27 protein-coding genes, 1 tRNA gene and 2 rRNA genes are annotated in these 22,247 nt (G+C 51.0%); 24 read left to right on the top strand and 6 right to left on the bottom strand.

The window, feature by feature from the left end; genetic code table 11:
• The first annotated feature begins 12 nt into the window (after positions 1-12).
• From rplF to ACT9TW_RS02895, 15 genes are all read left to right on the top strand, one after another.
• A complete protein-coding gene (rplF, locus tag ACT9TW_RS02965; RefSeq protein WP_006178917.1) occupies positions 13-546 on the top strand; it encodes a 50S ribosomal protein L6 in 534 nt (177 codons plus the stop codon).
• A 9-nt stretch (positions 547-555) separates the two neighbouring features.
• Positions 556-909 carry a 50S ribosomal protein L18 gene (rplR, locus tag ACT9TW_RS02960; RefSeq protein WP_013099023.1) on the top strand — a complete coding sequence of 118 codons (354 nt, stop codon included), beginning with the start codon at positions 556-558 and terminating at the stop codon, positions 907-909.
• A 14-nt stretch (positions 910-923) separates the two neighbouring features.
• The gene (gene rpsE / locus ACT9TW_RS02955) at positions 924-1,424 is read left to right on the top strand and encodes a 30S ribosomal protein S5 (RefSeq protein ID WP_002438697.1); all 501 of its coding nucleotides are present in this window, start codon (positions 924-926) and stop codon (positions 1,422-1,424) included.
• Positions 1,425-1,430: 6 nt separating this feature from the next.
• Positions 1,431-1,610, top strand: coding sequence for a 50S ribosomal protein L30 (gene rpmD / locus ACT9TW_RS02950; RefSeq protein WP_003863301.1), 180 nt, complete (start codon positions 1,431-1,433; stop codon positions 1,608-1,610).
• 3 nt (positions 1,611-1,613) lie between these two features.
• Positions 1,614-2,048 (top strand): 50S ribosomal protein L15, encoded by a 435-nt coding sequence (gene rplO, locus ACT9TW_RS02945; RefSeq protein WP_003863304.1) that lies wholly within the window; start codon positions 1,614-1,616, stop codon positions 2,046-2,048.
• A gap of 7 nt (positions 2,049-2,055) precedes the next feature.
• Positions 2,056-3,387, top strand: coding sequence for a preprotein translocase subunit SecY (gene secY, locus ACT9TW_RS02940; RefSeq protein ID WP_061706985.1), 1,332 nt, complete (start codon positions 2,056-2,058; stop codon positions 3,385-3,387).
• A gap of 31 nt (positions 3,388-3,418) precedes the next feature.
• The gene (gene rpmJ, locus ACT9TW_RS02935; RefSeq protein WP_000868187.1) at positions 3,419-3,535 is read left to right on the top strand and encodes a 50S ribosomal protein L36; all 117 of its coding nucleotides are present in this window, start codon (positions 3,419-3,421) and stop codon (positions 3,533-3,535) included.
• A gap of 146 nt (positions 3,536-3,681) precedes the next feature.
• Positions 3,682-4,038, top strand: coding sequence for a 30S ribosomal protein S13 (gene rpsM / locus ACT9TW_RS02930; RefSeq protein WP_003031135.1), 357 nt, complete (start codon positions 3,682-3,684; stop codon positions 4,036-4,038).
• 16 nt (positions 4,039-4,054) lie between these two features.
• Positions 4,055-4,444: a 30S ribosomal protein S11 gene (rpsK, locus tag ACT9TW_RS02925; protein WP_003863312.1), complete on the top strand. Its 390-nt coding sequence runs from the start codon at positions 4,055-4,057 to the stop codon at positions 4,442-4,444.
• A gap of 32 nt (positions 4,445-4,476) precedes the next feature.
• A complete protein-coding gene (gene rpsD / locus ACT9TW_RS02920) occupies positions 4,477-5,097 on the top strand; it encodes a 30S ribosomal protein S4 (protein WP_004868345.1) in 621 nt (206 codons plus the stop codon).
• A gap of 25 nt (positions 5,098-5,122) precedes the next feature.
• Positions 5,123-6,112, top strand: coding sequence for a DNA-directed RNA polymerase subunit alpha (locus ACT9TW_RS02915; protein ID WP_002919219.1), 990 nt, complete (start codon positions 5,123-5,125; stop codon positions 6,110-6,112).
• A 40-nt stretch (positions 6,113-6,152) separates the two neighbouring features.
• Positions 6,153-6,539 carry a 50S ribosomal protein L17 gene (gene rplQ / locus ACT9TW_RS02910; RefSeq protein ID WP_001216372.1) on the top strand — a complete coding sequence of 129 codons (387 nt, stop codon included), beginning with the start codon at positions 6,153-6,155 and terminating at the stop codon, positions 6,537-6,539.
• A 107-nt stretch (positions 6,540-6,646) separates the two neighbouring features.
• Positions 6,647-7,015, top strand: a complete 369-nt coding sequence (locus tag ACT9TW_RS02905; RefSeq protein ID WP_446491621.1) for a DnaJ family domain-containing protein — start codon at positions 6,647-6,649, stop codon at positions 7,013-7,015.
• Between the two features lie 2 nt (positions 7,016-7,017).
• Positions 7,018-7,443: a Zn(2+)-responsive transcriptional regulator gene (gene zntR, locus ACT9TW_RS02900; protein WP_446491620.1), complete on the top strand. Its 426-nt coding sequence runs from the start codon at positions 7,018-7,020 to the stop codon at positions 7,441-7,443.
• A 57-nt stretch (positions 7,444-7,500) separates the two neighbouring features.
• Positions 7,501-7,716, top strand: a complete 216-nt coding sequence (locus tag ACT9TW_RS02895; protein WP_182062744.1) for an alternative ribosome-rescue factor A — start codon at positions 7,501-7,503, stop codon at positions 7,714-7,716.
• Here ACT9TW_RS02895 and mscL read toward each other — a convergent pair whose 3' ends face one another.
• The 5 genes from mscL to def all read right to left on the bottom strand — a co-directional run bounded on the left by mscL (position 7,717) and on the right by def (position 12,491).
• Positions 7,717-8,127 (bottom strand): large-conductance mechanosensitive channel protein MscL, encoded by a 411-nt coding sequence (gene mscL, locus ACT9TW_RS02890; protein WP_014072054.1) that lies wholly within the window; start codon positions 8,125-8,127, stop codon positions 7,717-7,719.
• A gap of 146 nt (positions 8,128-8,273) precedes the next feature.
• On the bottom strand, positions 8,274-9,650 hold the full coding sequence (gene trkA, locus ACT9TW_RS02885) for a Trk system potassium transporter TrkA (RefSeq protein WP_013099016.1): 1,377 nt from the start codon (positions 9,648-9,650) through the stop codon (positions 8,274-8,276).
• Positions 9,651-9,671: 21 nt separating this feature from the next.
• Positions 9,672-10,958: a 16S rRNA (cytosine(967)-C(5))-methyltransferase RsmB gene (gene rsmB, locus ACT9TW_RS02880; RefSeq protein ID WP_446491619.1), complete on the bottom strand. Its 1,287-nt coding sequence runs from the start codon at positions 10,956-10,958 to the stop codon at positions 9,672-9,674.
• A 52-nt stretch (positions 10,959-11,010) separates the two neighbouring features.
• Positions 11,011-11,958 carry a methionyl-tRNA formyltransferase gene (fmt, locus tag ACT9TW_RS02875; RefSeq protein ID WP_446491618.1) on the bottom strand — a complete coding sequence of 316 codons (948 nt, stop codon included), beginning with the start codon at positions 11,956-11,958 and terminating at the stop codon, positions 11,011-11,013.
• Between the two features lie 23 nt (positions 11,959-11,981).
• Complete coding sequence (gene def / locus ACT9TW_RS02870; protein ID WP_014072050.1) at positions 11,982-12,491, bottom strand: peptide deformylase; 510 nt, start codon at positions 12,489-12,491, stop codon at positions 11,982-11,984.
• Between the two features lie 127 nt (positions 12,492-12,618).
• Between def and dprA the strand changes: the two genes are divergently transcribed.
• From dprA to ACT9TW_RS02840, 6 genes are read left to right on the top strand one after another with little or no spacing between them, the layout of a single operon-like run.
• On the top strand, positions 12,619-13,743 hold the full coding sequence (dprA, locus tag ACT9TW_RS02865; protein ID WP_446491617.1) for a DNA-protecting protein DprA: 1,125 nt from the start codon (positions 12,619-12,621) through the stop codon (positions 13,741-13,743).
• Positions 13,715-14,188: a DUF494 family protein Smg gene (smg, locus tag ACT9TW_RS02860; protein ID WP_014072048.1), complete on the top strand. Its 474-nt coding sequence runs from the start codon at positions 13,715-13,717 to the stop codon at positions 14,186-14,188. The genes dprA and smg overlap by 29 nt, the downstream gene beginning before the upstream one ends.
• A 27-nt stretch (positions 14,189-14,215) precedes the next feature.
• On the top strand, positions 14,216-14,770 hold the full coding sequence (locus ACT9TW_RS02855) for a DNA topoisomerase family protein (protein WP_182062738.1): 555 nt from the start codon (positions 14,216-14,218) through the stop codon (positions 14,768-14,770).
• Positions 14,763-15,335, top strand: a complete 573-nt coding sequence (gene tsaC, locus ACT9TW_RS02850) for an L-threonylcarbamoyladenylate synthase type 1 TsaC (protein WP_446491616.1) — start codon at positions 14,763-14,765, stop codon at positions 15,333-15,335. Before ACT9TW_RS02855 ends, tsaC begins: the two co-directional genes overlap by 8 nt.
• A 4-nt stretch (positions 15,336-15,339) precedes the next feature.
• Complete coding sequence (aroE, locus tag ACT9TW_RS02845; protein WP_446492672.1) at positions 15,340-16,158, top strand: shikimate dehydrogenase; 819 nt, start codon at positions 15,340-15,342, stop codon at positions 16,156-16,158.
• On the top strand, positions 16,155-16,403 hold the full coding sequence (locus tag ACT9TW_RS02840) for a DUF1488 domain-containing protein (protein ID WP_446491615.1): 249 nt from the start codon (positions 16,155-16,157) through the stop codon (positions 16,401-16,403). Before aroE ends, ACT9TW_RS02840 begins: the two co-directional genes overlap by 4 nt.
• Here the strand turns inward: ACT9TW_RS02840 and ACT9TW_RS02835 are convergent.
• Entirely contained in the window at positions 16,379-16,933 is a 555-nt protein-coding gene (locus ACT9TW_RS02835) for a gamma carbonic anhydrase family protein (protein ID WP_446491614.1), read from the bottom strand. The two genes, ACT9TW_RS02840 and ACT9TW_RS02835, sit on opposite strands and share 25 nt — an antisense overlap.
• 474 nt (positions 16,934-17,407) lie before the next feature.
• Between ACT9TW_RS02835 and ACT9TW_RS02830 the strand changes: the two genes are divergently transcribed.
• The 3 genes from ACT9TW_RS02830 to ACT9TW_RS02820 all read left to right on the top strand — a co-directional run bounded on the left by ACT9TW_RS02830 (position 17,408) and on the right by ACT9TW_RS02820 (position 22,208).
• Positions 17,408-18,947, top strand: a 16S ribosomal RNA gene (locus ACT9TW_RS02830).
• A gap of 86 nt (positions 18,948-19,033) precedes the next feature.
• A tRNA-Glu gene (locus ACT9TW_RS02825) sits at positions 19,034-19,109 on the top strand.
• Between the two features lie 193 nt (positions 19,110-19,302).
• Positions 19,303-22,208, top strand: a 23S ribosomal RNA gene (locus tag ACT9TW_RS02820).
• Together the 16S and 23S rRNA genes with 1 tRNA gene alongside form the textbook arrangement of a ribosomal RNA operon.
• Positions 22,209-22,247 lie beyond the last annotated feature (39 nt).

Genomic DNA, 22,247 nt, shown 5'->3' with positions numbered 1-22,247 from the left:
TCGGAGGAAAGAATGTCTCGTGTTGCTAAAGCACCGGTCGTCATTCCTGCCGGCGTTGATGTAAAAATCGACGGTCAGGTTATTACGATCAAAGGTAAAAACGGCGAGCTGACTCGTACCCTCAACAATGCTGTTGAAGTTAAACATGCAGACAACGCTCTGACCTTCGGTCCACGTGATGGTTTCGTGGATGGATGGGCTCAGGCTGGTACCGCGCGTGCCCTGCTGAACTCAATGGTTGTTGGTGTTACCGAAGGCTTCACTAAAAAGCTTCAGCTGGTTGGTGTAGGTTATCGTGCAGCTATCAAAGGGAATGCAGTAGGCCTGTCTCTGGGCTTCTCACACCCTGTTGAGCATCCGCTGCCGGCCGGTATCACTGCAGAATGCCCGACTCAGACTGAAATCGTGCTGAAAGGCGCTGATAAACAGCTGATCGGTCAGGTTGCAGCAGATCTGCGCGCCTACCGTCGTCCTGAGCCTTACAAAGGCAAGGGTGTTCGTTACGCCGACGAAGTCGTGCGTACCAAAGAGGCTAAGAAGAAGTAAGGTAACACTATGGATAAGAAATCTGCTCGTATCCGTCGTGCGACCCGCGCACGCCGCAAGCTCAAAGAGCTGGGTGCAACTCGCCTGGTGGTACATCGTACCCCGCGTCATATTTACGCACAGGTAATTGCACCGAACGGTTCTGAAGTTCTGGTAGCTGCTTCTACTGTAGAAAAAGCTATTGCAGAACAATTGAAGTACACCGGTAACAAAGACGCCGCTGCAGCTGTAGGTAAAGCTGTTGCAGAACGCGCTCTGGAAAAAGGCATCAGCAATGTTTCCTTTGACCGTTCCGGGTTCCAATATCATGGTCGTGTCCAGGCACTGGCAGATGCTGCCCGTGAAGCTGGCCTTCAGTTCTAAGGTAGAGGTGTAAGATGGCTCACATCGAAAAACAGGCTGGCGAACTGCAGGAAAAGCTGATCGCGGTTAACCGCGTATCTAAAACCGTTAAAGGTGGTCGTATTTTCTCCTTCACAGCTCTGACTGTAGTTGGTGATGGTAACGGTCGCGTTGGTTTTGGTTACGGTAAAGCGCGTGAAGTTCCAGCAGCGATCCAGAAAGCGATGGAAAAAGCCCGTCGCAATATGATTAACGTCGCGCTGAACCACGGCACCCTGCAACACCCTGTTAAAGGTGTTCACACGGGTTCTCGTGTATTCATGCAGCCAGCTTCCGAAGGTACCGGTATCATCGCCGGTGGTGCAATGCGCGCCGTTCTGGAAGTTGCTGGGGTTCATAACGTTCTGGCTAAAGCATATGGTTCCACCAACCCGATTAACGTGGTTCGTGCAACTATTGATGGCCTGGAAAATATGAATTCTCCAGAAATGGTCGCTGCCAAGCGTGGTAAATCCGTTGAAGAAATTCTGGGGTAATTGACCATGGCAAAGACTATTAAAATCACTCAAACCCGCAGTGCAATCGGTCGTCTGCCGAAACACAAGGCAACGCTGCTTGGCCTGGGTCTGCGTCGTATTGGTCATACTGTTGAGCGCGAGGATACTCCTGCTGTTCGCGGTATGGTCAACGCGGTTTACTTCATGGTTAAAGTTGAGGAGTAAGAGATGCGTTTAAATACTCTGTCTCCGGCCGAAGGCTCTAAAAAGGCGGGTAAACGCCTGGGTCGTGGTATCGGTTCTGGCCTCGGTAAAACCGGTGGTCGTGGTCACAAAGGTCAGAACTCTCGTTCTGGCGGTGGCGTACGTCGCGGTTTCGAGGGTGGTCAGATGCCACTGTACCGTCGTCTGCCGAAGTTCGGCTTCACCTCTCGCAAAGCAGCGATCACAGCGGAAATCCGTCTGTCTGACCTGGCGAAAGTTGAAGGCGGCGTTGTGGACCTGAACACGCTGAAAGCAGCTAACATTATCGGTATCCAGATCGAGTTCGCGAAAGTGATCCTGGCTGGTGAAGTTTCTACTCCGGTAACTGTTCGTGGCCTGCGTGTGACTAAAGGTGCTCGTGCTGCTATCGAAGCTGCTGGCGGTAAAATTGAGGAATAAGTAGCAGATGGCTAAGCAACCGGGATTAGATTTTCAAAGTGCCAAAGGTGGTTTTGGCGAGCTGAAACGCAGACTGCTGTTTGTTATCGGCGCGCTGATTGTTTTCCGTATTGGCTCTTTTATTCCGATCCCTGGTATCGATGCCGCTGTACTTGCCAAACTGCTTGAGCAACAGCGAGGCACCATCATTGAGATGTTCAACATGTTCTCTGGTGGTGCTCTCAGCCGTGCTTCTATCTTTGCTCTGGGTATTATGCCGTACATTTCGGCATCCATTATTATCCAGCTGCTGACGGTTGTTCATCCAGCCCTGGCAGAGTTGAAGAAAGAAGGGGAGTCCGGACGTCGTAAGATCAGTCAGTACACCCGTTACGGCACTCTGGTGCTGGCTATATTCCAGTCTATCGGTATTGCTACCGGTCTGCCGAATATGCCTGGTATGCAGGGCCTGGTGATTAATCCAGGCTTTGCATTCTACTTCACCGCTGTTGTAAGTCTGGTCACAGGAACCATGTTCCTGATGTGGCTCGGCGAACAGATTACTGAACGTGGTATCGGTAACGGTATCTCAATCATTATCTTCGCCGGCATTGTTGCGGGACTCCCGCCAGCCATTGCCCACACTATCGAGCAAGCGCGTCAAGGCGACCTGCACTTCCTCCTGTTGCTGTTGGTTGCAGTATTAGTATTTGCAGTGACGTTCTTTGTTGTCTTCGTTGAACGTGGTCAACGCCGCATTGTGGTGAACTACGCTAAGCGTCAACAGGGTCGTCGTGTCTATGCTGCACAGAGCACACATTTACCGCTGAAAGTGAATATGGCGGGGGTAATCCCGGCAATCTTCGCTTCCAGTATTATTCTGTTCCCGGCGACCATCGCGTCATGGTTCGGGGGCGGGACTGGTTGGAACTGGCTGACAACAATTTCGCTGTATTTGCAGCCTGGGCAACCACTTTATGTGTTACTCTATGCGTCTGCGATCATCTTCTTCTGTTTCTTCTACACGGCGTTGGTCTTCAACCCGCGTGAAACAGCAGATAACCTGAAGAAGTCCGGTGCATTTGTACCAGGAATTCGTCCGGGAGAGCAAACGGCGAAGTATATCGATAAAGTAATGACTCGCCTGACTTTGGTTGGTGCGCTTTATATTACTTTTATCTGCCTGATCCCGGAGTTCATGCGTGATGCAATGAAAGTACCGTTCTACTTCGGTGGGACTTCACTGCTTATCGTTGTTGTCGTGATTATGGACTTTATGGCTCAAGTGCAAACTCTGATGATGTCCAGTCAGTATGAGTCTGCATTGAAGAAGGCGAACCTGAAAGGCTACGGCCGCTAATTGGTCGCCTGAGAAGTTACGGAGAGTAAAAATGAAAGTTCGTGCTTCCGTCAAGAAATTATGCCGTAACTGCAAAATCGTTAAGCGTGATGGCGTCATCCGCGTGATTTGCAGTGCCGAGCCGAAGCATAAACAGCGCCAAGGCTGATTATTTCGCATATTTTTCTTGCAAAGTTGGGTTGAGCTGGCTAGATTAGCCAGCCAATCTTTTGTATGTCTGTACGTATCCATTTGAGTATCCTGAAAACGGGCTTTTCAGCATGGTGCGTACATATTAAATAGTAGGAGTGCATAGTGGCCCGTATAGCAGGCATTAACATTCCTGATCAGAAACATGCTGTGATCGCATTAACTTCGATCTACGGCGTCGGCAAGACCCGTTCTAAAGCCATTCTGGCTGCAGCGGGTATCGCTGAAGATGTTAAGATCAGTGAGCTGTCTGAAGAACAAATCGACACGCTGCGTGACGAAGTTGCCAAATTTGTCGTTGAAGGTGATCTGCGCCGTGAAGTTAGCATGAGCATCAAGCGCCTTATGGATCTTGGTTGCTATCGCGGTTTGCGTCATCGTCGTGGTCTGCCAGTGCGCGGTCAGCGTACTAAGACCAACGCACGTACCCGTAAGGGTCCGCGCAAACCGATCAAGAAATAATCGGGGTGATTGAATAATGGCAAAGGCACCAGTTCGTGCACGTAAGCGTGTAAGAAAACAAGTCTCTGACGGCGTGGCTCATATCCATGCTTCTTTCAACAACACCATCGTTACTATTACTGATCGTCAGGGTAACGCATTGGGTTGGGCAACAGCCGGTGGTTCCGGTTTCCGTGGTTCACGCAAATCCACTCCGTTCGCAGCTCAGGTTGCAGCAGAGCGTTGCGCTGAAGCCGTAAAAGAATACGGCATCAAGAATCTGGAAGTTATGGTTAAAGGTCCGGGTCCGGGTCGTGAATCTACCGTTCGCGCTCTGAACGCCGCTGGTTTCCGCATCACTAATATTACTGATGTGACTCCGATCCCTCATAACGGTTGTCGTCCGCCGAAAAAACGTCGCGTATAACGCTCGTTTTTTAGGTTAGTTGGAGATAGAAAATGGCAAGATATTTGGGTCCTAAGCTCAAGCTGAGCCGTCGTGAGGGCACCGACTTATTCCTTAAGTCTGGCGTTCGCGCGATCGATACCAAGTGTAAAATTGAACAAGCTCCTGGCCAGCACGGTGCGCGTAAACCGCGTCTGTCTGACTATGGTGTGCAGTTGCGTGAAAAGCAAAAAGTTCGCCGTATGTACGGTGTGCTGGAGCGTCAGTTCCGTAACTATTATAAAGAAGCAGCACGTCTGAAAGGCAACACAGGTGAAAACCTGCTGGCTCTGCTGGAAGGTCGTCTGGACAACGTTGTATACCGTATGGGCTTCGGCGCTACTCGTGCTGAATCACGTCAGCTGGTTAGCCACAAAGCAATCATGGTAAACGGTCGTGTTGTTAACATCGCTTCTTATCAGGTTAAAGCGAATGACGTTGTTAGCATTCGTGAGAAAGCGAAAAAGCAATCTCGCGTGAAGGCCGCTCTGGAGCTGGCTGAGCAGCGTGAAAAGCCAACCTGGCTGGAAGTTGATGCTGGCAAGATGGAAGGTACGTTCAAGCGTCAGCCAGAACGTTCTGATCTGTCTGCGGACATTAACGAACACCTGATCGTCGAGCTTTACTCCAAGTAAAGCTTAGTACCAAAGAGAGGACACAATGCAGGGTTCTGTGACAGAGTTTCTAAAACCGCGCCTGGTAGATATCGAGCAAGTGAGTTCGACGCACGCCAAGGTGACCCTTGAGCCTTTAGAGCGTGGCTTTGGCCATACTCTGGGTAACGCACTGCGCCGTATTCTGCTCTCATCGATGCCGGGTTGCGCGGTGACCGAGGTTGAGATTGATGGTGTACTTCATGAGTACAGCACCAAAGAAGGCGTTCAGGAAGATATCCTTGAAATCCTGCTCAACCTGAAAGGGCTGGCGGTGAGAGTTCAGGGTAAAGATGAAGTTATTCTTACTCTGAATAAATCTGGCATTGGCCCTGTGACTGCAGCCGACATCACCCACGACGGTGATGTTGAAATCGTCAAGCCGCAGCACGTGATCTGCCACCTGACCGATGAGAACGCAGCTATTAGCATGCGTATCAAAGTTCAGCGCGGTCGTGGTTATGTGCCGGCTTCTGCCCGAATTCATTCGGAAGAAGATGAGCGCCCAATCGGCCGTCTGCTGGTCGACGCATGTTACAGCCCTGTAGAGCGTATTGCCTACAATGTTGAAGCAGCGCGTGTAGAACAGCGTACCGACCTGGACAAGCTGGTCATCGAAATGGAAACCAACGGCACAATCGATCCTGAAGAGGCGATTCGTCGTGCGGCAACCATCCTGGCAGAACAACTTGAAGCTTTCGTTGACTTACGTGATGTTCGTCAGCCGGAAGTTAAAGAAGAGAAACCAGAATTCGATCCGATCCTGCTGCGCCCTGTTGACGATCTCGAATTGACTGTCCGCTCTGCTAACTGCCTTAAGGCAGAAGCTATCCACTATATCGGTGATCTGGTACAGCGTACCGAGGTTGAGTTGCTGAAAACGCCGAACCTGGGTAAAAAATCTCTTACTGAGATTAAAGACGTGCTGGCTTCACGTGGTCTGTCTCTGGGCATGCGCCTGGAAAACTGGCCACCGGCAAGCATTGCTGACGAGTAACCGGATCACAGGTTAAGGTTTTACTGAGAAGGATAAGGTCATGCGCCATCGTAAGAGTGGTCGTCAACTGAACCGCAACAGCAGCCATCGCCAGGCTATGTTCCGCAACATGGCAGGTTCACTGGTTCGTCATGAGATCATCAAGACGACCCTGCCTAAAGCGAAAGAGCTGCGTCGCGTAGTTGAGCCGCTGATTACTCTTGCCAAGACTGACAGCGTTGCTAATCGTCGTCTGGCATTCGCCCGTACTCGTGATAACGAGATCGTGGCAAAACTGTTTAACGAACTGGGCCCGCGTTTCGCGAGCCGTGCAGGTGGTTACACTCGTATTCTGAAGTGTGGCTTCCGTGCAGGCGACAACGCTCCGATGGCTTACATCGAGCTGGTTGATCGTTCTGAATCGAAAGCAGAAGCTGCTGCAGAGTAATCTGTAGTAACGTAAAAAGACCCGCTTCGGCGGGTTTTTTTATATCCGCAGAATCCCCACTTCTCTACAATAACTGTATCTTTTCTGTTCATCCCCTGGAGTCCGTTATGTGGTTGCTCGACCAGTGGGCAGAACGCCATATTTGCGATGCCCTAAGAAAAGGTGAGTTCGACAATCTCCCCGGTGCCGGTGCTCCGATTGCGCTGGATGACGATTCTCATGTCGCGCCTGAGTTACGTTCTGGCTATCGCTTACTGAAAAATGCCGGTTGCTTACCCCCGGAGCTTGCGCAGCGTAAAGAGGCTGTAGAACTTGTTGATCTGTTGAAAGGCATTCGCAAGGACGATCCCCGGCATCCAGAAATTAGCCGTCGTCTGGCATTGATCGAATTGAAACTGCGCCAGGCTGGAATGAATACAGATTTTCTGCATGGCGAGTATTGTGAACGGCTGATGCACAAAATGAAGGAGGAGTAGTTATGTATCGTATTGGTGAACTCGCAAAGCTTGCAAACGTAACACCCGACACCATTCGTTATTACGAAAAGCAGCAGATGATTGACCATGAGGTGCGCACGGAAGGTGGGTTTCGTCTTTATACCGATAATGACCTACAGCGCCTCCGGTTTATACGTTACGCACGCCAGCTTGGTTTTACCCTTGAATCCATCCGCGAGCTTCTATCGATCCGCATAGATCCGGCACATCATACTTGCCAGGAGTCGAAGAGCATTGTTCAGGCCAGACTGGATGAAGTAGAAGCGCGGATCCAGGAGCTTCAGACGATGCAGCGGTCACTACAGCGCCTGAATGATGCCTGCTGTGGTACGGCCCATAGCAGCGTCTATTGCTCAATCCTTGAAGCACTCGAGCAGGGAGCAAGTGGAGAAACACAGGGGTGTTGATTTTTAGTACGTCCAGGTCTAGACTCCGGTCGACTTAAACCATACTCAGGAGAAATTATGAGTCGCTATCAGCATACGAAGGGGCAAATTAAAGACAATGCCATCGAAGCCCTGCTCCATGATCCACTTTTCCGGCAGCGGGTAGAGAAGAATAAAAAGGGGAAAGGAAGTTATCTGCGTAAGGGCAAACATGGAAATCGGGGTAACTGGGAGGCCAGTGGCAAGAGAGCAAATTGCTTTTTTACCACTGGCCTTCCTGTTTTTTGCTTCTGATTAAGAACGGTTATTTTGTTCTTTTAACAGGTCGCGGATTTCGGTCAACAGTACTTCTTCTTTGGTTGGTGCAGGTGCTGCTGCCGGCTCTTCTTTTTTGCGGTTAAGCTTGTTGATAAGCTTGATCGCCATAAAAATAGCAAACGCGACAATCACAAAATCGAAGATGTTCTGGATGAACACACCGTAGTGCATCACAACCGCAGGGACATCACCTTGTGCATCCCGCAGCGTAACCGCGAACTGTTTAAAATCAATGCCCCCGATTAACAACCCTAAAGGTGGCATAATAATGTCGGCTACCAGTGATGAAACGATCTTACCGAACGCCGCACCAATAATGACACCCACAGCCAAATCCACCACATTCCCGCGCATCGCAAATTCGCGAAACTCTTTAATAAAACTCATTATGTTCTCCTTGAGCCAGCTGACGATTATAAGTTTAACAAATGATTAGCTAATTTCCATTGGTGATAAATAATCGTTATGAAAAATTAATGGCATATTAATGAGAGGGTTAATTTTGGGGTGCCCTTTTAAGAGCACCCCAATCATTACAGGAAGAATGGACTTGGCTGGAATAAACGTTCGACGTCGGTAATAAATTTTTTATCGGTAAGGAACATAATGACATGGTCACCTTGCTCGATACGCAAATTATCATTGGCGATCATGACATCATTACCACGCACCACCGCCCCAATTATGGTGCCTGGCGGTAGTTTAATTTCATCAATCGCCCTGCCTACCACGCGGGAGGTTGTTTCATCACCGTGTGCAACGGCTTCGATAGCCTCAGCGACACCGCGACGAAGAGACGAAACACCAACGATGTCGGCCTTACGAACGTGGCTTAGCAGTGCAGAAATAGTGGCCTGTTGCGGCGAAATCGCAATATCAATGACACTACCCTGGACCAGGTCTACGTAGGCGCGGCGCTGAATAAGCACCATCACCTTTTTGGCTCCCATCCGTTTTGCGAGCATCGCCGACATGATATTCGCTTCATCATCGTTGGTGACGGCAATAAACAGATCGACTTGATCAATATGTTCTTCGGCCAGCAACTCTTGATCCGACGCATCACCATAAAACACGATCGTGTTCTGTAATTTTTCAGCGAGCTCAGACGCACGTTGTTGATCGCGCTCGATCAACTTCACGCTATAGTCTTTTTCCAGCCGACGCGCCAGGCCCGCGCCGATATTACCACCGCCGACCAGCATAATGCGTTTGTACGGCTTTTCGAGACGCTGAAGCTCACTCATTACCGCACGGATATGCTGAGAAGCGGCAATAAAGAAGACCTCGTCACCGGCTTCGACAATAGTCGAACCTTGCGGACGAATGGGCCTGTCGTGACGGAAAATGGCTGCGACACGGGTATCGATATGCGGCATATGTTCGCGCATGGTCGACAGGGCGTTACCAATCAGTGGACCACCGTAATAAGCTTTAACTACGGCTAGGCTCACTTTTCCTTCGGCGAAGTTCACGACCTGGAGTGCGCCCGGGTATTCGATTAGACGGTAAATGTTGTCGATAACCAATTGTTCTGGCGCAATAAGATGGTCAATCGGAACCGCTTCAGAATTAAACAGCTTTTCAGCGTCACGGACATAATCCGGGGAACGGATGCGAGCAATCCTGTTTGGCGTGTTGAAAAGTGAGTAAGCAACCTGGCACGCAACCATATTGGTTTCGTCAGAACTGGTCACCGCGACCAGCATATCGGCATCGTCTGCACCGGCTTCGCGAAGTACTCGTGGGTGTGAACCGTGGCCTTGTACAACCCGAAGGTCAAACTTATCCTGCAAAACGCGCAGTCGATCGCCATTGGTATCGACAATAGTGATATCGTTGTTCTCACCAACAAGGTTTTCGGCCAGTGTTCCACCGACCTGTCCTGCACCCAGAATGATTATCTTCATATCTTGCGGCCTGTTCTCACATCACTCTTTGATTAGCTTAGCGTAAAAGAATCCATCGCCTTCTTCAGCACCTGGCAGGTTTTGCAAACCAGGGCGCTCTGGTGTACCTGTTCCATGCAGTGAAGCAGTTGGGGTACGTTTCAGGAATGCCGCGATCTGCTGACAGTTTTCTTCTGGAAGAACTGAACAGGTTGCATAAACCAGTGTCCCCCCAGATTTAAGATGTGGCCAAACTGCATCGAGAATTTCAGCTTGCAGCTGAGCAAGTTCGTTGATATCACGATCGCGACGTAGCCACTTGATGTCCGGGTGGCGGCGGATCACGCCGGTAGCTGAACAAGGTGCATCCAGCAAGATACGGTCAAATTGTGTATCACCACACCATTCAGCAGGCTTACGTCCGTCACCCTGTTTGACCTGCGCCTTTAACCCTAAACGTTTCAGGTTGTCATAGACGCGAGAAAGACGCTGCTCGTCGACATCAACAGCCATTACGCTGGCTTGCGGGGCAACTTCGAGAATATGTGTCGTTTTACCCCCGGGGGCCGCACAAAGATCGAGGATCTGCTCGCCATTTTTGGGTTCAAGCCATGTCATGCAGCCCTGAGCTGAGGCATCCTGAACCGTCACCCATCCCTCTTCAAAACCCGGTAATGCATGTACTGGCGCCGGGGTTGCTAAACGTACAGCATCAGGATAGGCATCATGCGTAAATCCGTTCATACCAGATTCTTCCAGCAGGGCAAGCCACGCATCGCGGGTATGATGAATACGGTTGACGCGTAACCACATCGGAGGACGTTGGTTATTGGCCCCGGCGATGTCCTGCCACTGCTGCGGATACGCTTTTTTAAGACGATTAAGCAGCCATGACGGGTGAAGGAACTGATTCTCGGTCTGGGCAAATTCAGCCAGCAATGCTTCTTGCTGGCGCTGGAACTGGCGTAGCACCCCGTTGATCAATCCTTTCAGCTGCGGGCGTTTAATGGCAACGGCGCCTTCTACCGTTTCTGCAAGCGCAGCATGAGGGGGAATTCGGGTATGAAGCAGCTGGTAGAATCCAACCATAATCAGGTAATGCACGGTGCGCTGCTTTCCTGTCATCGGGCGTGACATCAGCTTGTTAATCAGCCACTCGAGCTGGGAAAGGGTGCGCAGGACACCAAAGCACAGCTCCTGAAGTAGCGCTTTGTCTTTATCCGATACCTTTTGTTGAAGCGGTGGCAGTACATTGCTCAGCGACTGCCCTTGCTCAACCACTTGTTCGACGGCCTGCGCCGCCATACTGCGTAGATTTTGTTTTTTCATAGCCGTAAAAATAAAAATGCCCGGAAACACCGGGCCTTAAGGATAAATTTTCTCAGGCAAGACGTTTGCCGGGGATAAACCATTCGCGACGGGAATTTAACAGATCCTGGGCACTCATCGCTTTCTTACCCGCAGGCTGGAGCGACTCAAGGTTCAAAATACCTTCCGCCGTTGCAACCTGGATCCCCTTTTTGTTCGCATCGAGGATCGTACCGGGCTCTGCGGTTGAGTGACCCTCAATGACGGAAGCTTTCCAGACTTTTACTGGCTGATCATCGATCATTACCCAGCTCATCGGCCAAGGGTTAAATGCACGAATGCAGCGTTCAAGCTGAGCTGCCGACAATGACCAGTCGATCTGAGCTTCTTCTTTGCTCAACTTTTCGGCATAGGTAACCAGTGCTTCATCCTGAACTTCAGGCTGCGCCGTATTATCCGCAAGCTGTTGCAGTGTCTCGATGAGACCCAGAGGGCCAAGATCCGCCAGCTTGTCGTAAAGCGTTGCGCTGGTGTCTTCTGCGGTAATCGGGCAGGCGAGTTTATACAACATGTCGCCGGTGTCTAAACCTACGTCCATCTTCATGATAGTGACGCCAGTTTCTGCATCTCCTGCCCACAAAGAACGCTGAATAGGTGCAGCGCCGCGCCAGCGAGGCAGCAGAGAGCCGTGCACATTTACACAGCCCAGGCGAGGCATTTCAAGAACAGCTTTTGGCAGAATTAAACCGTAAGCCACCACCACCATGACGTCAGCATTCAGCTCGGCAACAAGTTGCTGATTTTCCTGCGGACGTAAGGATACGGGCTGGAATACAGGTAGTCCGTGTTCTTCTGCCAGTACTTTTACCGGGCTCGGCATCAGCTTTTTGCCGCGGCCAGCCGGACGATCCGGTTGAGTAAATACACCCACAACCTGGTGGCCAGAAGATAACAACGCGTCGAGATGGCGCGCTGCAAAATCAGGAGTTCCTGCGAAGATAATACGTAGCGATTTAGACACGTTATTCCTTGTATCCCGGGATGTTATGCACGAGAGCGCATACGATCCAGTTTCTCTACTTTCTGGCGAATACGCTGTTGTTTCAGTGGCGAGAGATAATCGATAAACAGTTTACCGACCAGATGATCCATCTCATGTTGAATACAAATCGCCAGCAGTTCGTCAGCTTCCAGCTCGAACGGATTACCGTCACGATCCAAAGCGCGAATTTTCACTTTTTCGGCACGTGGTACTAAAGCACGCTGTTCTGGAATGGACAGACAGCCTTCCTCGATACCTGTTTCTCCGCTCTTTTCGAGCAGCTCAGGGTTGATCAGCACCAGACGGCCATCGCGATTTTCAGAGACGTCAATCACGATAATACGCTTGTGAATGTCAACCTGCGTAGCCGCCAGGCCAATGCCTTCTTCGGCGTACATGGTATCGAACATATCATCGACGATACGCTGAATTTCTGCATTCACTTCTTTTACCGGTTCAGCGACGATGCGAAGGCGCTCGTCCGGTATATGTAACACTTGCAAAACTGCCATAAATTTCCAGAGTCGTATTCAGGAGTTGATAAGAATATTACCTCTATTCTAGACAAATCCCCCATCGATTGACAGCATCAGTGACCAATCGCAATGATTGCGGAGGCTGCTTATGGCAGGGAAAAGGATGACGTCCACAGAGATATGGTTACGACTGATAAACACGGCAACACTGTGCGGTGATACGATGCTGGAAGCAGCCGTATACCTGTTGCGCCAGACGAATATTGATAATGTTTCTATCAAAGATGCAGGGCTGTCGGTTAAGCAAGCTGAACGCTTTTTTGCACTCGGTGAGGCTGAGCTTGAGCGGAGCCTGATTTGGCTCGAACAGCCAGGTCATTTTCTGCTGTCCGCGAATGACCCACGATATCCACCATTACTTCGAATGATACCGGATTACCCTGGCGCCATATTCGTTAAAGGGCATGTTGAAGTACTCAATAGTATTCAACTGGGGGTTGTGGGGAGCCGTTCGCCGTCCTGGTATGGTCAGCGCTGGGGAAAGCTCCTGTGCGAGCAGCTGGCGCAATGTGGATTCACGATAACCAGCGGGCTGGCCTGTGGGATTGATGGTGTTGCTCATCGAGCGGCACTAGCGGTTAAAGGAAGCAGCGTTGCGGTGTTAGGCAATGGCCTTTTCAGTATTTATCCGCGCAGGCATCTTTCCCTTGCCGATCAACTGATTGAGGGCGGTGGGGCCGTTATTTCTGAGTTCTCCTTATCAACATCTGCCTGGCCCGGTAATTTTCCTCGTCGTAACCGCATCATAAGCGGGTTGAGCCTGGGGGTGTTTGTAGTTGAGGCGGCCTTACGTAGCGGTTCGCTTGTTACCGCCAGATGTGCGCTGGAGCAAGGCCGTGAGGTTTTTGCGTTGCCGGGGCCAGTTGGGAATCCTGGATGTGAAGGACCGCACTGGCTGATAAAGCAGGGCGCAACGCCTGTCACAAGCACAGAAGACATTCTGGAAAATTTGCGATATGGGCTGCACTGGCTTCAGGGGGAAGCCGAAAAGCGACAATATTCATCAGATCAGGAGGAGGTGGCATTGCCATTTCCCAAGCTCCTGGCTAACGTAGGAGATGAGGTAACACCTGTTGACGTTGTCGCTGAACGTGCCGGCCAACCTGTGCCAGTAACGGTAGCACAGCTACTCGAACTGGAGTTAGCAGGGTGGATCGCAGCTGTACCCGGCGGCTATGTCCGATTAAGGAGGGCAAGCCATGTTCGACGTACTGATGTATTTGTTTGAGACTTACATCCATAACGAAGCAGAAATGCGAGTGGATCAGGACAAATTGACACGGGATCTTACCGATGCGGGATTCGAGCGGGAAGATATTTATAATGCGTTGATGTGGTTAGAGAAACTGGCTGATTATCAGGAAGGCCTTGCCGAACCGATGCAGCTTGCTTCCGATCCGCTGTCTGTTCGCATCTATACAGCTGAAGAGTGTGAAAGGCTGGATGCCAGCTGCCGGGGATTCATTTTATTCCTTGAGCAGATTCAGGTGCTAAACCTCGAAACGCGAGAAATGGTGATAGAGCGCGTTATGGCGCTGGATACAGCAGAATTCGAACTGGAAGACCTCAAGTGGGTGATTCTGATGGTTCTGTTTAATATCCCGGGCTGTGAAAATGCCTATCAACAAATGGAAGAATTACTCTTTGAAGTGAATGAAGGTATGCTGCACTGATTCAAAGGTGCAGCACCAAGAGTTGTTATGGCCAAATCAGCACTATTCACGGTGCATAAAAATGAGCCCTGCCCGCAGTGCGGGGCTGAACTTGTCATTCGGTCCGGGAAACACGGTCCGTTTCTCGGTTGTTCACACTATCCGGAATGTGATTATGTCCGTCCCCTGAAAAGCCAGGCGGATGGTCATATCGTTAAGATTCTGGAGGGGCAGTTATGCCCTGTCTGCGGTGGTGAGTTAGCTTTGCGACAAGGCCGCTTCGGCATGTTTATCGGATGCAGTCACTACCCTGAATGTGGACATACAGAACAAATTGATAAACCAGATGAAACGGCAATCGCGTGCCCACAATGCCAGCATGGGCAGTTGGTTCAGCGTCGTTCTCGTTTTGGTAAGACCTTCCATTCTTGCGATCGCTATCCTGAATGCCAGTTCGTTATCAATTTCAAACCGGTAGCGGGAGTCTGCCCTCATTGCGACTACCCGTTACTAATAGAGAAGAAAACTGCGCAAGGCATAAAACGTTTCTGCGCCAGTAAACAATGTGGAAAGCCGGTTGCGGCGGATCAAACCAGTGAATAATAACCTGCCATCAGGCTCCATTGCGTATGCGGTGGACGTACTGAAAAAAGAAGAAGTCATCGCTTATCCAACAGAGGCTGTATTTGGGGTCGGTTGCGATCCTGACAGCGAAATGGCTGTGGGCCGTCTGCTTGAGCTGAAACAACGGCCTGTCGAGAAAGGGCTGATACTGATTGCAGCAAATTACGAGCAACTCAAACCCTATATTGATGATTCCATGCTGACGCCAATGCAGCGGGAAACAATCTTCTCCGCCTGGCCTGGCCCTGTGACCTTTGTTTTCCCGGCACAGCCGACAACGCCGCGCTGGCTAACCGGGCGCTTTGATTCCCTCGCCGTTCGCGTAACAGATCATCCGCTGGTGGTTGAGCTATGTCTGGCATTCGGTAAACCTTTGGTGTCGACCAGCGCTAACCTGACCGGGTTGCCACCTTGCCGGACTTCTGAAGAAGTGCTGGCGCAATTCGGGGATGATTTCCCGGTGGCTGTTGGTGAAACGGGCGGGCGCCTGAATCCCTCTGAAATCCGCGATGCTTTAACCGGCGAACGTTTTCGCCAGGGGTAATATGATGGAAACTTATGCCGTTTTTGGAAATCCGATTGCGCACAGTAAATCACCGCTGATTCATCAGCAGTTTGCTGAACAATTACAGATAGACCATCCCTATGGCCGGGTGCTGGCCCCAGTCGATGCGTTTGTTGCGACCCTGAATGCCTTTTTTGATGCGGGTGGTAAAGGGGCGAATGTCACCGTCCCTTTTAAAGAAGAGGCTTTCGAGCGAGCGGATGAACTTACTGAGCGAGCTTCTCTTGCTGGCGCAGTGAATACGCTTAAACGGCTTGAGGATGGACGCCTGCTGGGTGATAACACCGACGGGATTGGGCTGTTGAGCGATCTGGAAAGGTTGTCATTTATAAAGCCAGGCTTCCGGATATTGCTGATTGGTGCAGGCGGCGCATCACGTGGCGTGCTGCTGCCTCTGTTATCACTGGACTGTTCCGTTACCATTACTAACCGTACTTTTTCCCGGGCAGAAGAGTTAGCCGCATTGTTTGCACATACAGGCAGCGTGAGTGCTGTCGCGCTGGATGATTTGGCGGGGCATGAGTTCGATCTGGTGATTAACGCAACATCGAGCGGTATTGGCGGAGAAGTCCCGGCTATCCCTGCTTCGCTGGTGAATGCGCATCTCTTTTTCTATGACATGTTCTACCAGAATGGGAAAACACCTTTCCTTAACTGGTGCGAACAGCATGGAGCGAAACATCTGGCTGACGGTCTGGGAATGCTGGTGGGGCAAGCTGCACATGCCGTGTTGCTTTGGCATGGTATGTTACCTGCGGTCGAGCCTGTGATTGAGAAGCTGAAACAGGAACTGTCCGCGTGAATCAGGCCATTCACTTTCCCGACCGAGAAATCTGGGACGAAGAAAAACAAGCCGTTTGTTTCCCGGTGCTGGTACATGGGATGCAGTTAACCTGCGCAATCAGTAGGGATGTGTTGCTAGAACGCTTTGGCGGCACTCAGGCAATCGACGTATTTCGCGAAAATCGCTGGGACCTTGAAGAGGAAGCCAGCGATTTAATCCGCGATCAGCAGGAAGATGATCAAGGCTGGGTCTGGATATCCTGATCTAAATAGTCATTCTTCCATTTTACGTAGTTGTTCGCAGAGTATTTTAATCCTTCAATTTCCACCTCTGTTAAGGGGCGGATCTGTTTTACCGGGCTGCCTAAATAGAGATAACCGCTTTCGAGCCGTTTATTTTGCGGGACCAGGCTGCCGGCGCCAATCATCACATCATCTTCTACAACAACACCATCCAGCAGAATTGAACCCATACCGACCAGAACCCGGTTGCCTATCGTGCAGCCGTGGAGCATCACCTTATGGCCAACGGTAACCTCTTCTCCGACGATAAGAGGATTGCCTTGCGGGTTATACGAAGATTTGTGGGTTACATGCAGAACGCTGCCGTCCTGAATATTGGTGCGAGCACCAATCGCAACATAGTTGACGTCTCCCCTGATCGCAACGAGCGGCCAGATACTGACATCATCCGCCATTCGCACATCGCCGATGACAACACTGCTGGCATCGATCATCACGCGATCGCCTTTCTGGGGGAACAGATCTTTATAAGGACGCAGTACAGCTGACATATCTACCTCTGTTAATAAACGCTACACAGAAGACTTTGATCGCATTTATGGATCGAGGCAAGGCCAAAATGCGTCAATATTTAAGCAAATCGGGTGGGATTTCAGCGAAAAGAGTGGAAAAGCAGCAGTCAGAAAAAAAGATCTAAAAAACGCTTGTGCTAAAAACTGGGATCCCTATAATGCGCCTCCATCGACACGGCGGATGTGAATCACTTCACAAACAACCCGGTCGGTTGAAGAGAAAAAATCCTGAAATAACGGGTTGACTCTGAAAGAGGAAAGCGTAATATACGCCACCTCGCAACGGTGAGCTGAAAGCCACGTTGCAACTGCTCTTTAACAATTTATCAGACAATCTGTGTGGGCACTCAAAGTGACATGGATTCTTAACGTCGCAAGACGATAAATGAATACCAAGTCTCTGAGTGAACATACGTAATTCATTACGAAGTTTAATTCACGAGCATCAAACTTAAATTGAAGAGTTTGATCATGGCTCAGATTGAACGCTGGCGGCAGGCCTAACACATGCAAGTCGAGCGGTAACACAGGGAGCTTGCTCCTGGGTGACGAGCGGCGGACGGGTGAGTAATGTCTGGGAAACTGCCTGATGGAGGGGGATAACTACTGGAAACGGTAGCTAATACCGCATAACGTCGCAAGACCAAAGAGGGGGACCTTCGGGCCTCTTGCCATCAGATGTGCCCAGATGGGATTAGCTAGTAGGTGGGGTAATGGCTCACCTAGGCGACGATCCCTAGCTGGTCTGAGAGGATGACCAGCCACACTGGAACTGAGACACGGTCCAGACTCCTACGGGAGGCAGCAGTGGGGAATATTGCACAATGGGCGCAAGCCTGATGCAGCCATGCCGCGTGTATGAAGAAGGCCTTCGGGTTGTAAAGTACTTTCAGCGAGGAGGAAGGCATTAAGGTTAATAACCTTAGTGATTGACGTTACTCGCAGAAGAAGCACCGGCTAACTCCGTGCCAGCAGCCGCGGTAATACGGAGGGTGCAAGCGTTAATCGGAATTACTGGGCGTAAAGCGCACGCAGGCGGTCTGTCAAGTCGGATGTGAAATCCCCGGGCTCAACCTGGGAACTGCATTCGAAACTGGCAGGCTAGAGTCTTGTAGAGGGGGGTAGAATTCCAGGTGTAGCGGTGAAATGCGTAGAGATCTGGAGGAATACCGGTGGCGAAGGCGGCCCCCTGGACAAAGACTGACGCTCAGGTGCGAAAGCGTGGGGAGCAAACAGGATTAGATACCCTGGTAGTCCACGCCGTAAACGATGTCGACTTGGAGGTTGTTCCCTTGAGGAGTGGCTTCCGGAGCTAACGCGTTAAGTCGACCGCCTGGGGAGTACGGCCGCAAGGTTAAAACTCAAATGAATTGACGGGGGCCCGCACAAGCGGTGGAGCATGTGGTTTAATTCGATGCAACGCGAAGAACCTTACCTACTCTTGACATCCAGAGAACTTTCCAGAGATGGATTGGTGCCTTCGGGAACTCTGAGACAGGTGCTGCATGGCTGTCGTCAGCTCGTGTTGTGAAATGTTGGGTTAAGTCCCGCAACGAGCGCAACCCTTATCCTTTGTTGCCAGCGGTTCGGCCGGGAACTCAAAGGAGACTGCCAGTGATAAACTGGAGGAAGGTGGGGATGACGTCAAGTCATCATGGCCCTTACGAGTAGGGCTACACACGTGCTACAATGGCATATACAAAGAGAAGCGACCTCGCGAGAGCAAGCGGACCTCATAAAGTATGTCGTAGTCCGGATTGGAGTCTGCAACTCGACTCCATGAAGTCGGAATCGCTAGTAATCGTAGATCAGAATGCTACGGTGAATACGTTCCCGGGCCTTGTACACACCGCCCGTCACACCATGGGAGTGGGTTGCAAAAGAAGTAGGTAGCTTAACCTTCGGGAGGGCGCTTACCACTTTGTGATTCATGACTGGGGTGAAGTCGTAACAAGGTAACCGTAGGGGAACCTGCGGTTGGATCACCTCCTTACCTTAAAGAACCTGCCTTTGTAGTGCTCACACAGATTGTCTGATGAAAAGTAAATAGCAAGGCGTCTTGCCGAAGCAGACTTCAGTGTCCCCTTCGTCTAGAGGCCCAGGACACCGCCCTTTCACGGCGGTAACAGGGGTTCGAATCCCCTAGGGGACGCCACTTGCTGGTTTGTGAGTGAAAGTCGCCGACCCCCGTATCTCAAAACTGACTCAGTGAGTCATGTTTGAGATATTTGCTCTTTAAAAATCTGGATCAAGCTGAAAATTGAAACGACACACCTTAATGGTGTGTTCGAGTCTCTCAAATTTTCGCAATTTGATGATGAATCGAAAGAAACATCTTCGGGTTGTGAGGTTAAGCGACTAAGCGTACACGGTGGATGCCCTGGCAGTCAGAGGCGATGAAGGACGTGCTAATCTGCGATAAGCGCCGGCGAGGTGATATGAACCTTTGACCCGGCGATTTCCGAATGGGGAAACCCAGTGTGTTCCGACACACTATCGTTAAGTGAATACATAGCTTAACGAAGCGAACCGGGGGAACTGAAACATCTAAGTACCCCGAGGAAAAGAAATCAACCGAGATTCCCCCAGTAGCGGCGAGCGAACGGGGAGCAGCCCAGAGTCTGAATCAGCTTGTGTGTTAGTGGAACGGTCTGGAAAGTCCGGCGATACAGGGTGATAGCCCCGTACACGAAAGCACACAGGTTGTGAACTCGAAGAGTAGGGCGGGACACGTGGTATCCTGTCTGAATATGGGGGGACCATCCTCCAAGGCTAAATACTCCTGACTGACCGATAGTGAACCAGTACCGTGAGGGAAAGGCGAAAAGAACCCCGGCGAGGGGAGTGAAAAAGAACCTGAAACCGTGTACGTACAAGCAGTGGGAGCACCTTCGTGGTGTGACTGCGTACCTTTTGTATAATGGGTCAGCGACTTATATTCTGTAGCAAGGTTAACCGTATAGGGGAGCCGAAGGGAAACCGAGTCTTAACTGGGCGTTAAGTTGCAGGGTATAGACCCGAAACCCGGTGATCTAGCCATGGGCAGGTTGAAGGTTGGGTAACACTAACTGGAGGACCGAACCGACTAATGTTGAAAAATTAGCGGATGACTTGTGGCTGGGGGTGAAAGGCCAATCAAACCGGGAGATAGCTGGTTCTCCCCGAAAGCTATTTAGGTAGCGCCTCGTGAATTCATCTTCGGGGGTAGAGCACTGTTTCGGCTAGGGGGCCATCCCGGCTTACCAACCCGATGCAAACTACGAATACCGAAGAATGTTATCACGGGAGACACACGGCGGGTGCTAACGTCCGTCGTGAAGAGGGAAACAACCCAGACCGCCAGCTAAGGTCCCAAAGTCATGGTTAAGTGGGAAACGATGTGGGAAGGCACAGACAGCCAGGATGTTGGCTTAGAAGCAGCCATCATTTAAAGAAAGCGTAATAGCTCACTGGTCGAGTCGGCCTGCGCGGAAGATGTAACGGGGCTAAACCATGCACCGAAGCTGCGGCAGCGACGCTTATGCGTTGTTGGGTAGGGGAGCGTTCTGTAAGCCGTTGAAGGTGTCCTGTGAGGGGTGCTGGAGGTATCAGAAGTGCGAATGCTGACATAAGTAACGATAATGCGGGTGAAAAGCCCGCACGCCGGAAGACCAAGGGTTCCTGTCCAACGTTAATCGGGGCAGGGTGAGTCGACCCCTAAGGCGAGGCCGAAAGGCGTAGTCGATGGGAAACAGGTTAATATTCCTGTACTTGGTGTTACTGCGAAGGGGGGACGGAGAAGGCTATGTTAGCCGGGCGACGGTTGTCCCGGTTTAAGCATGTAGGCGGAGAGTTTAGGTAAATCCGGACTCTTTTTAACGCTGAGGTGTGATGACGAGGTACTACGGTACTGAAGTAACAAATGCCCTGCTTCCAGGAAAAGCCTCTAAGCATCAGGTAACATCAAATCGTACCCCAAACCGACACAGGTGGTCAGGTAGAGAATACCAAGGCGCTTGAGAGAACTCGGGTGAAGGAACTAGGCAAAATGGTGCCGTAACTTCGGGAGAAGGCACGCTGATGTGTAGGTGAAGCCCCTGCGGGTGGAGCTGAAATCAGTCGAAGATACCAGCTGGCTGCAACTGTTTATTAAAAACACAGCACTGTGCAAACACGAAAGTGGACGTATACGGTGTGACGCCTGCCCGGTGCCGGAAGGTTAATTGATGGGGTTAGCGGCAACGCGAAGCTCTTGATCGAAGCCCCGGTAAACGGCGGCCGTAACTATAACGGTCCTAAGGTAGCGAAATTCCTTGTCGGGTAAGTTCCGACCTGCACGAATGGCGTAATGATGGCCAGGCTGTCTCCACCCGAGACTCAGTGAAATTGAACTCGCTGTGAAGATGCAGTGTACCCGCGGCAAGACGGAAAGACCCCGTGAACCTTTACTATAGCTTGACACTGAACACTGGTCCTTGATGTGTAGGATAGGTGGGAGGCTTTGAAGCGTGGACGCCAGTCTGCGTGGAGCCGACCTTGAAATACCACCCTTTAATGGCTGGTGTTCTAACGTAGACCCGTAATCCGGGTTGCGGACAGTGTCTGGTGGGTAGTTTGACTGGGGCGGTCTCCTCCCAAAGAGTAACGGAGGAGCACGAAGGTTAGCTAATCCTGGTCGGACATCAGGAGGTTAGTGCAATGGCATAAGCTAGCTTGACTGCGAGAGTGACGGCTCGAGCAGGTGCGAAAGCAGGTCATAGTGATCCGGTGGTTCTGAATGGAAGGGCCATCGCTCAACGGATAAAAGGTACTCCGGGGATAACAGGCTGATACCGCCCAAGAGTTCATATCGACGGCGGTGTTTGGCACCTCGATGTCGGCTCATCACATCCTGGGGCTGAAGTAGGTCCCAAGGGTACGGCTGTTCGCCGTTTAAAGTGGTACGCGAGCTGGGTTTAGAACGTCGTGAGACAGTTCGGTCCCTATCTGCCGTGGGCGCTGGAGAATTGAGGGGGGCTGCTCCTAGTACGAGAGGACCGGAGTGGACGCATCACTGGTGTTCGGGTTGTCATGCCAATGGCATTGCCCGGTAGCTAAATGCGGAAAAGATAAGTGCTGAAAGCATCTAAGCACGAAACTTGCCCCGAGATGAGTTCTCCCTGACTCCCTGAGAGTCCTGAAGGAACGTTGAAGACTACGACGTTGATAGGTCGGGTGTGTAAGCGTAGCGATACGTTGAGCTAACCGATACTAATGAACCGTGAGGCTTAACCTTACAACGCCGAAGCTGTTTCGGCGGTTGAGAGACAGAATA

The organism is Enterobacter sp. C4G1, from assembly GCF_052886895.1.
The sequence above is the reverse complement of the archived record's forward strand: the minus strand, read 5'-3'. Positions and strand labels throughout refer to the sequence as shown.

Bases quoted from the DNA above. Each gene is read 5' to 3' on its own strand.
- rpsK (WP_003863312.1), top strand. From the start codon at position 4,055: ATGGCAAAGGCACCAGTTCGTGCACGTAAGCGTGTAAGAAAACAAGTC.
- rplR (WP_013099023.1), top strand. From the start codon at position 556: ATGGATAAGAAATCTGCTCGTATCCGTCGTGCGACCCGCGCACGCCGC.
- ACT9TW_RS02915 (WP_002919219.1), top strand. From the start codon at position 5,123: ATGCAGGGTTCTGTGACAGAGTTTCTAAAACCGCGCCTGGTAGATATC.
- rplO (WP_003863304.1), top strand. From the start codon at position 1,614: ATGCGTTTAAATACTCTGTCTCCGGCCGAAGGCTCTAAAAAGGCGGGT.
- def (WP_014072050.1), bottom strand. From the start codon at position 12,491: ATGGCAGTTTTGCAAGTGTTACATATACCGGACGAGCGCCTTCGCATC.
- ACT9TW_RS02835 (WP_446491614.1), bottom strand. From the start codon at position 16,933: ATGTCAGCTGTACTGCGTCCTTATAAAGATCTGTTCCCCCAGAAAGGC.
- rpmJ (WP_000868187.1), top strand. From the start codon at position 3,419: ATGAAAGTTCGTGCTTCCGTCAAGAAATTATGCCGTAACTGCAAAATC.
- smg (WP_014072048.1), top strand. From the start codon at position 13,715: ATGTTCGACGTACTGATGTATTTGTTTGAGACTTACATCCATAACGAA.
- dprA (WP_446491617.1), top strand. From the start codon at position 12,619: ATGACGTCCACAGAGATATGGTTACGACTGATAAACACGGCAACACTG.
- rplF (WP_006178917.1), top strand. From the start codon at position 13: ATGTCTCGTGTTGCTAAAGCACCGGTCGTCATTCCTGCCGGCGTTGAT.
- rpsE (WP_002438697.1), top strand. From the start codon at position 924: ATGGCTCACATCGAAAAACAGGCTGGCGAACTGCAGGAAAAGCTGATC.
- ACT9TW_RS02895 (WP_182062744.1), top strand. From the start codon at position 7,501: ATGAGTCGCTATCAGCATACGAAGGGGCAAATTAAAGACAATGCCATC.
- ACT9TW_RS02855 (WP_182062738.1), top strand. From the start codon at position 14,216: ATGGCCAAATCAGCACTATTCACGGTGCATAAAAATGAGCCCTGCCCG.
- zntR (WP_446491620.1), top strand. From the start codon at position 7,018: ATGTATCGTATTGGTGAACTCGCAAAGCTTGCAAACGTAACACCCGAC.
- rpsD (WP_004868345.1), top strand. From the start codon at position 4,477: ATGGCAAGATATTTGGGTCCTAAGCTCAAGCTGAGCCGTCGTGAGGGC.
- trkA (WP_013099016.1), bottom strand. From the start codon at position 9,650: ATGAAGATAATCATTCTGGGTGCAGGACAGGTCGGTGGAACACTGGCC.
- secY (WP_061706985.1), top strand. From the start codon at position 2,056: ATGGCTAAGCAACCGGGATTAGATTTTCAAAGTGCCAAAGGTGGTTTT.
- aroE (WP_446492672.1), top strand. From the start codon at position 15,340: ATGGAAACTTATGCCGTTTTTGGAAATCCGATTGCGCACAGTAAATCA.
- mscL (WP_014072054.1), bottom strand. From the start codon at position 8,127: ATGAGTTTTATTAAAGAGTTTCGCGAATTTGCGATGCGCGGGAATGTG.
- rsmB (WP_446491619.1), bottom strand. From the start codon at position 10,958: ATGAAAAAACAAAATCTACGCAGTATGGCGGCGCAGGCCGTCGAACAA.
- rplQ (WP_001216372.1), top strand. From the start codon at position 6,153: ATGCGCCATCGTAAGAGTGGTCGTCAACTGAACCGCAACAGCAGCCAT.
- ACT9TW_RS02905 (WP_446491621.1), top strand. From the start codon at position 6,647: ATGTGGTTGCTCGACCAGTGGGCAGAACGCCATATTTGCGATGCCCTA.
- rpmD (WP_003863301.1), top strand. From the start codon at position 1,431: ATGGCAAAGACTATTAAAATCACTCAAACCCGCAGTGCAATCGGTCGT.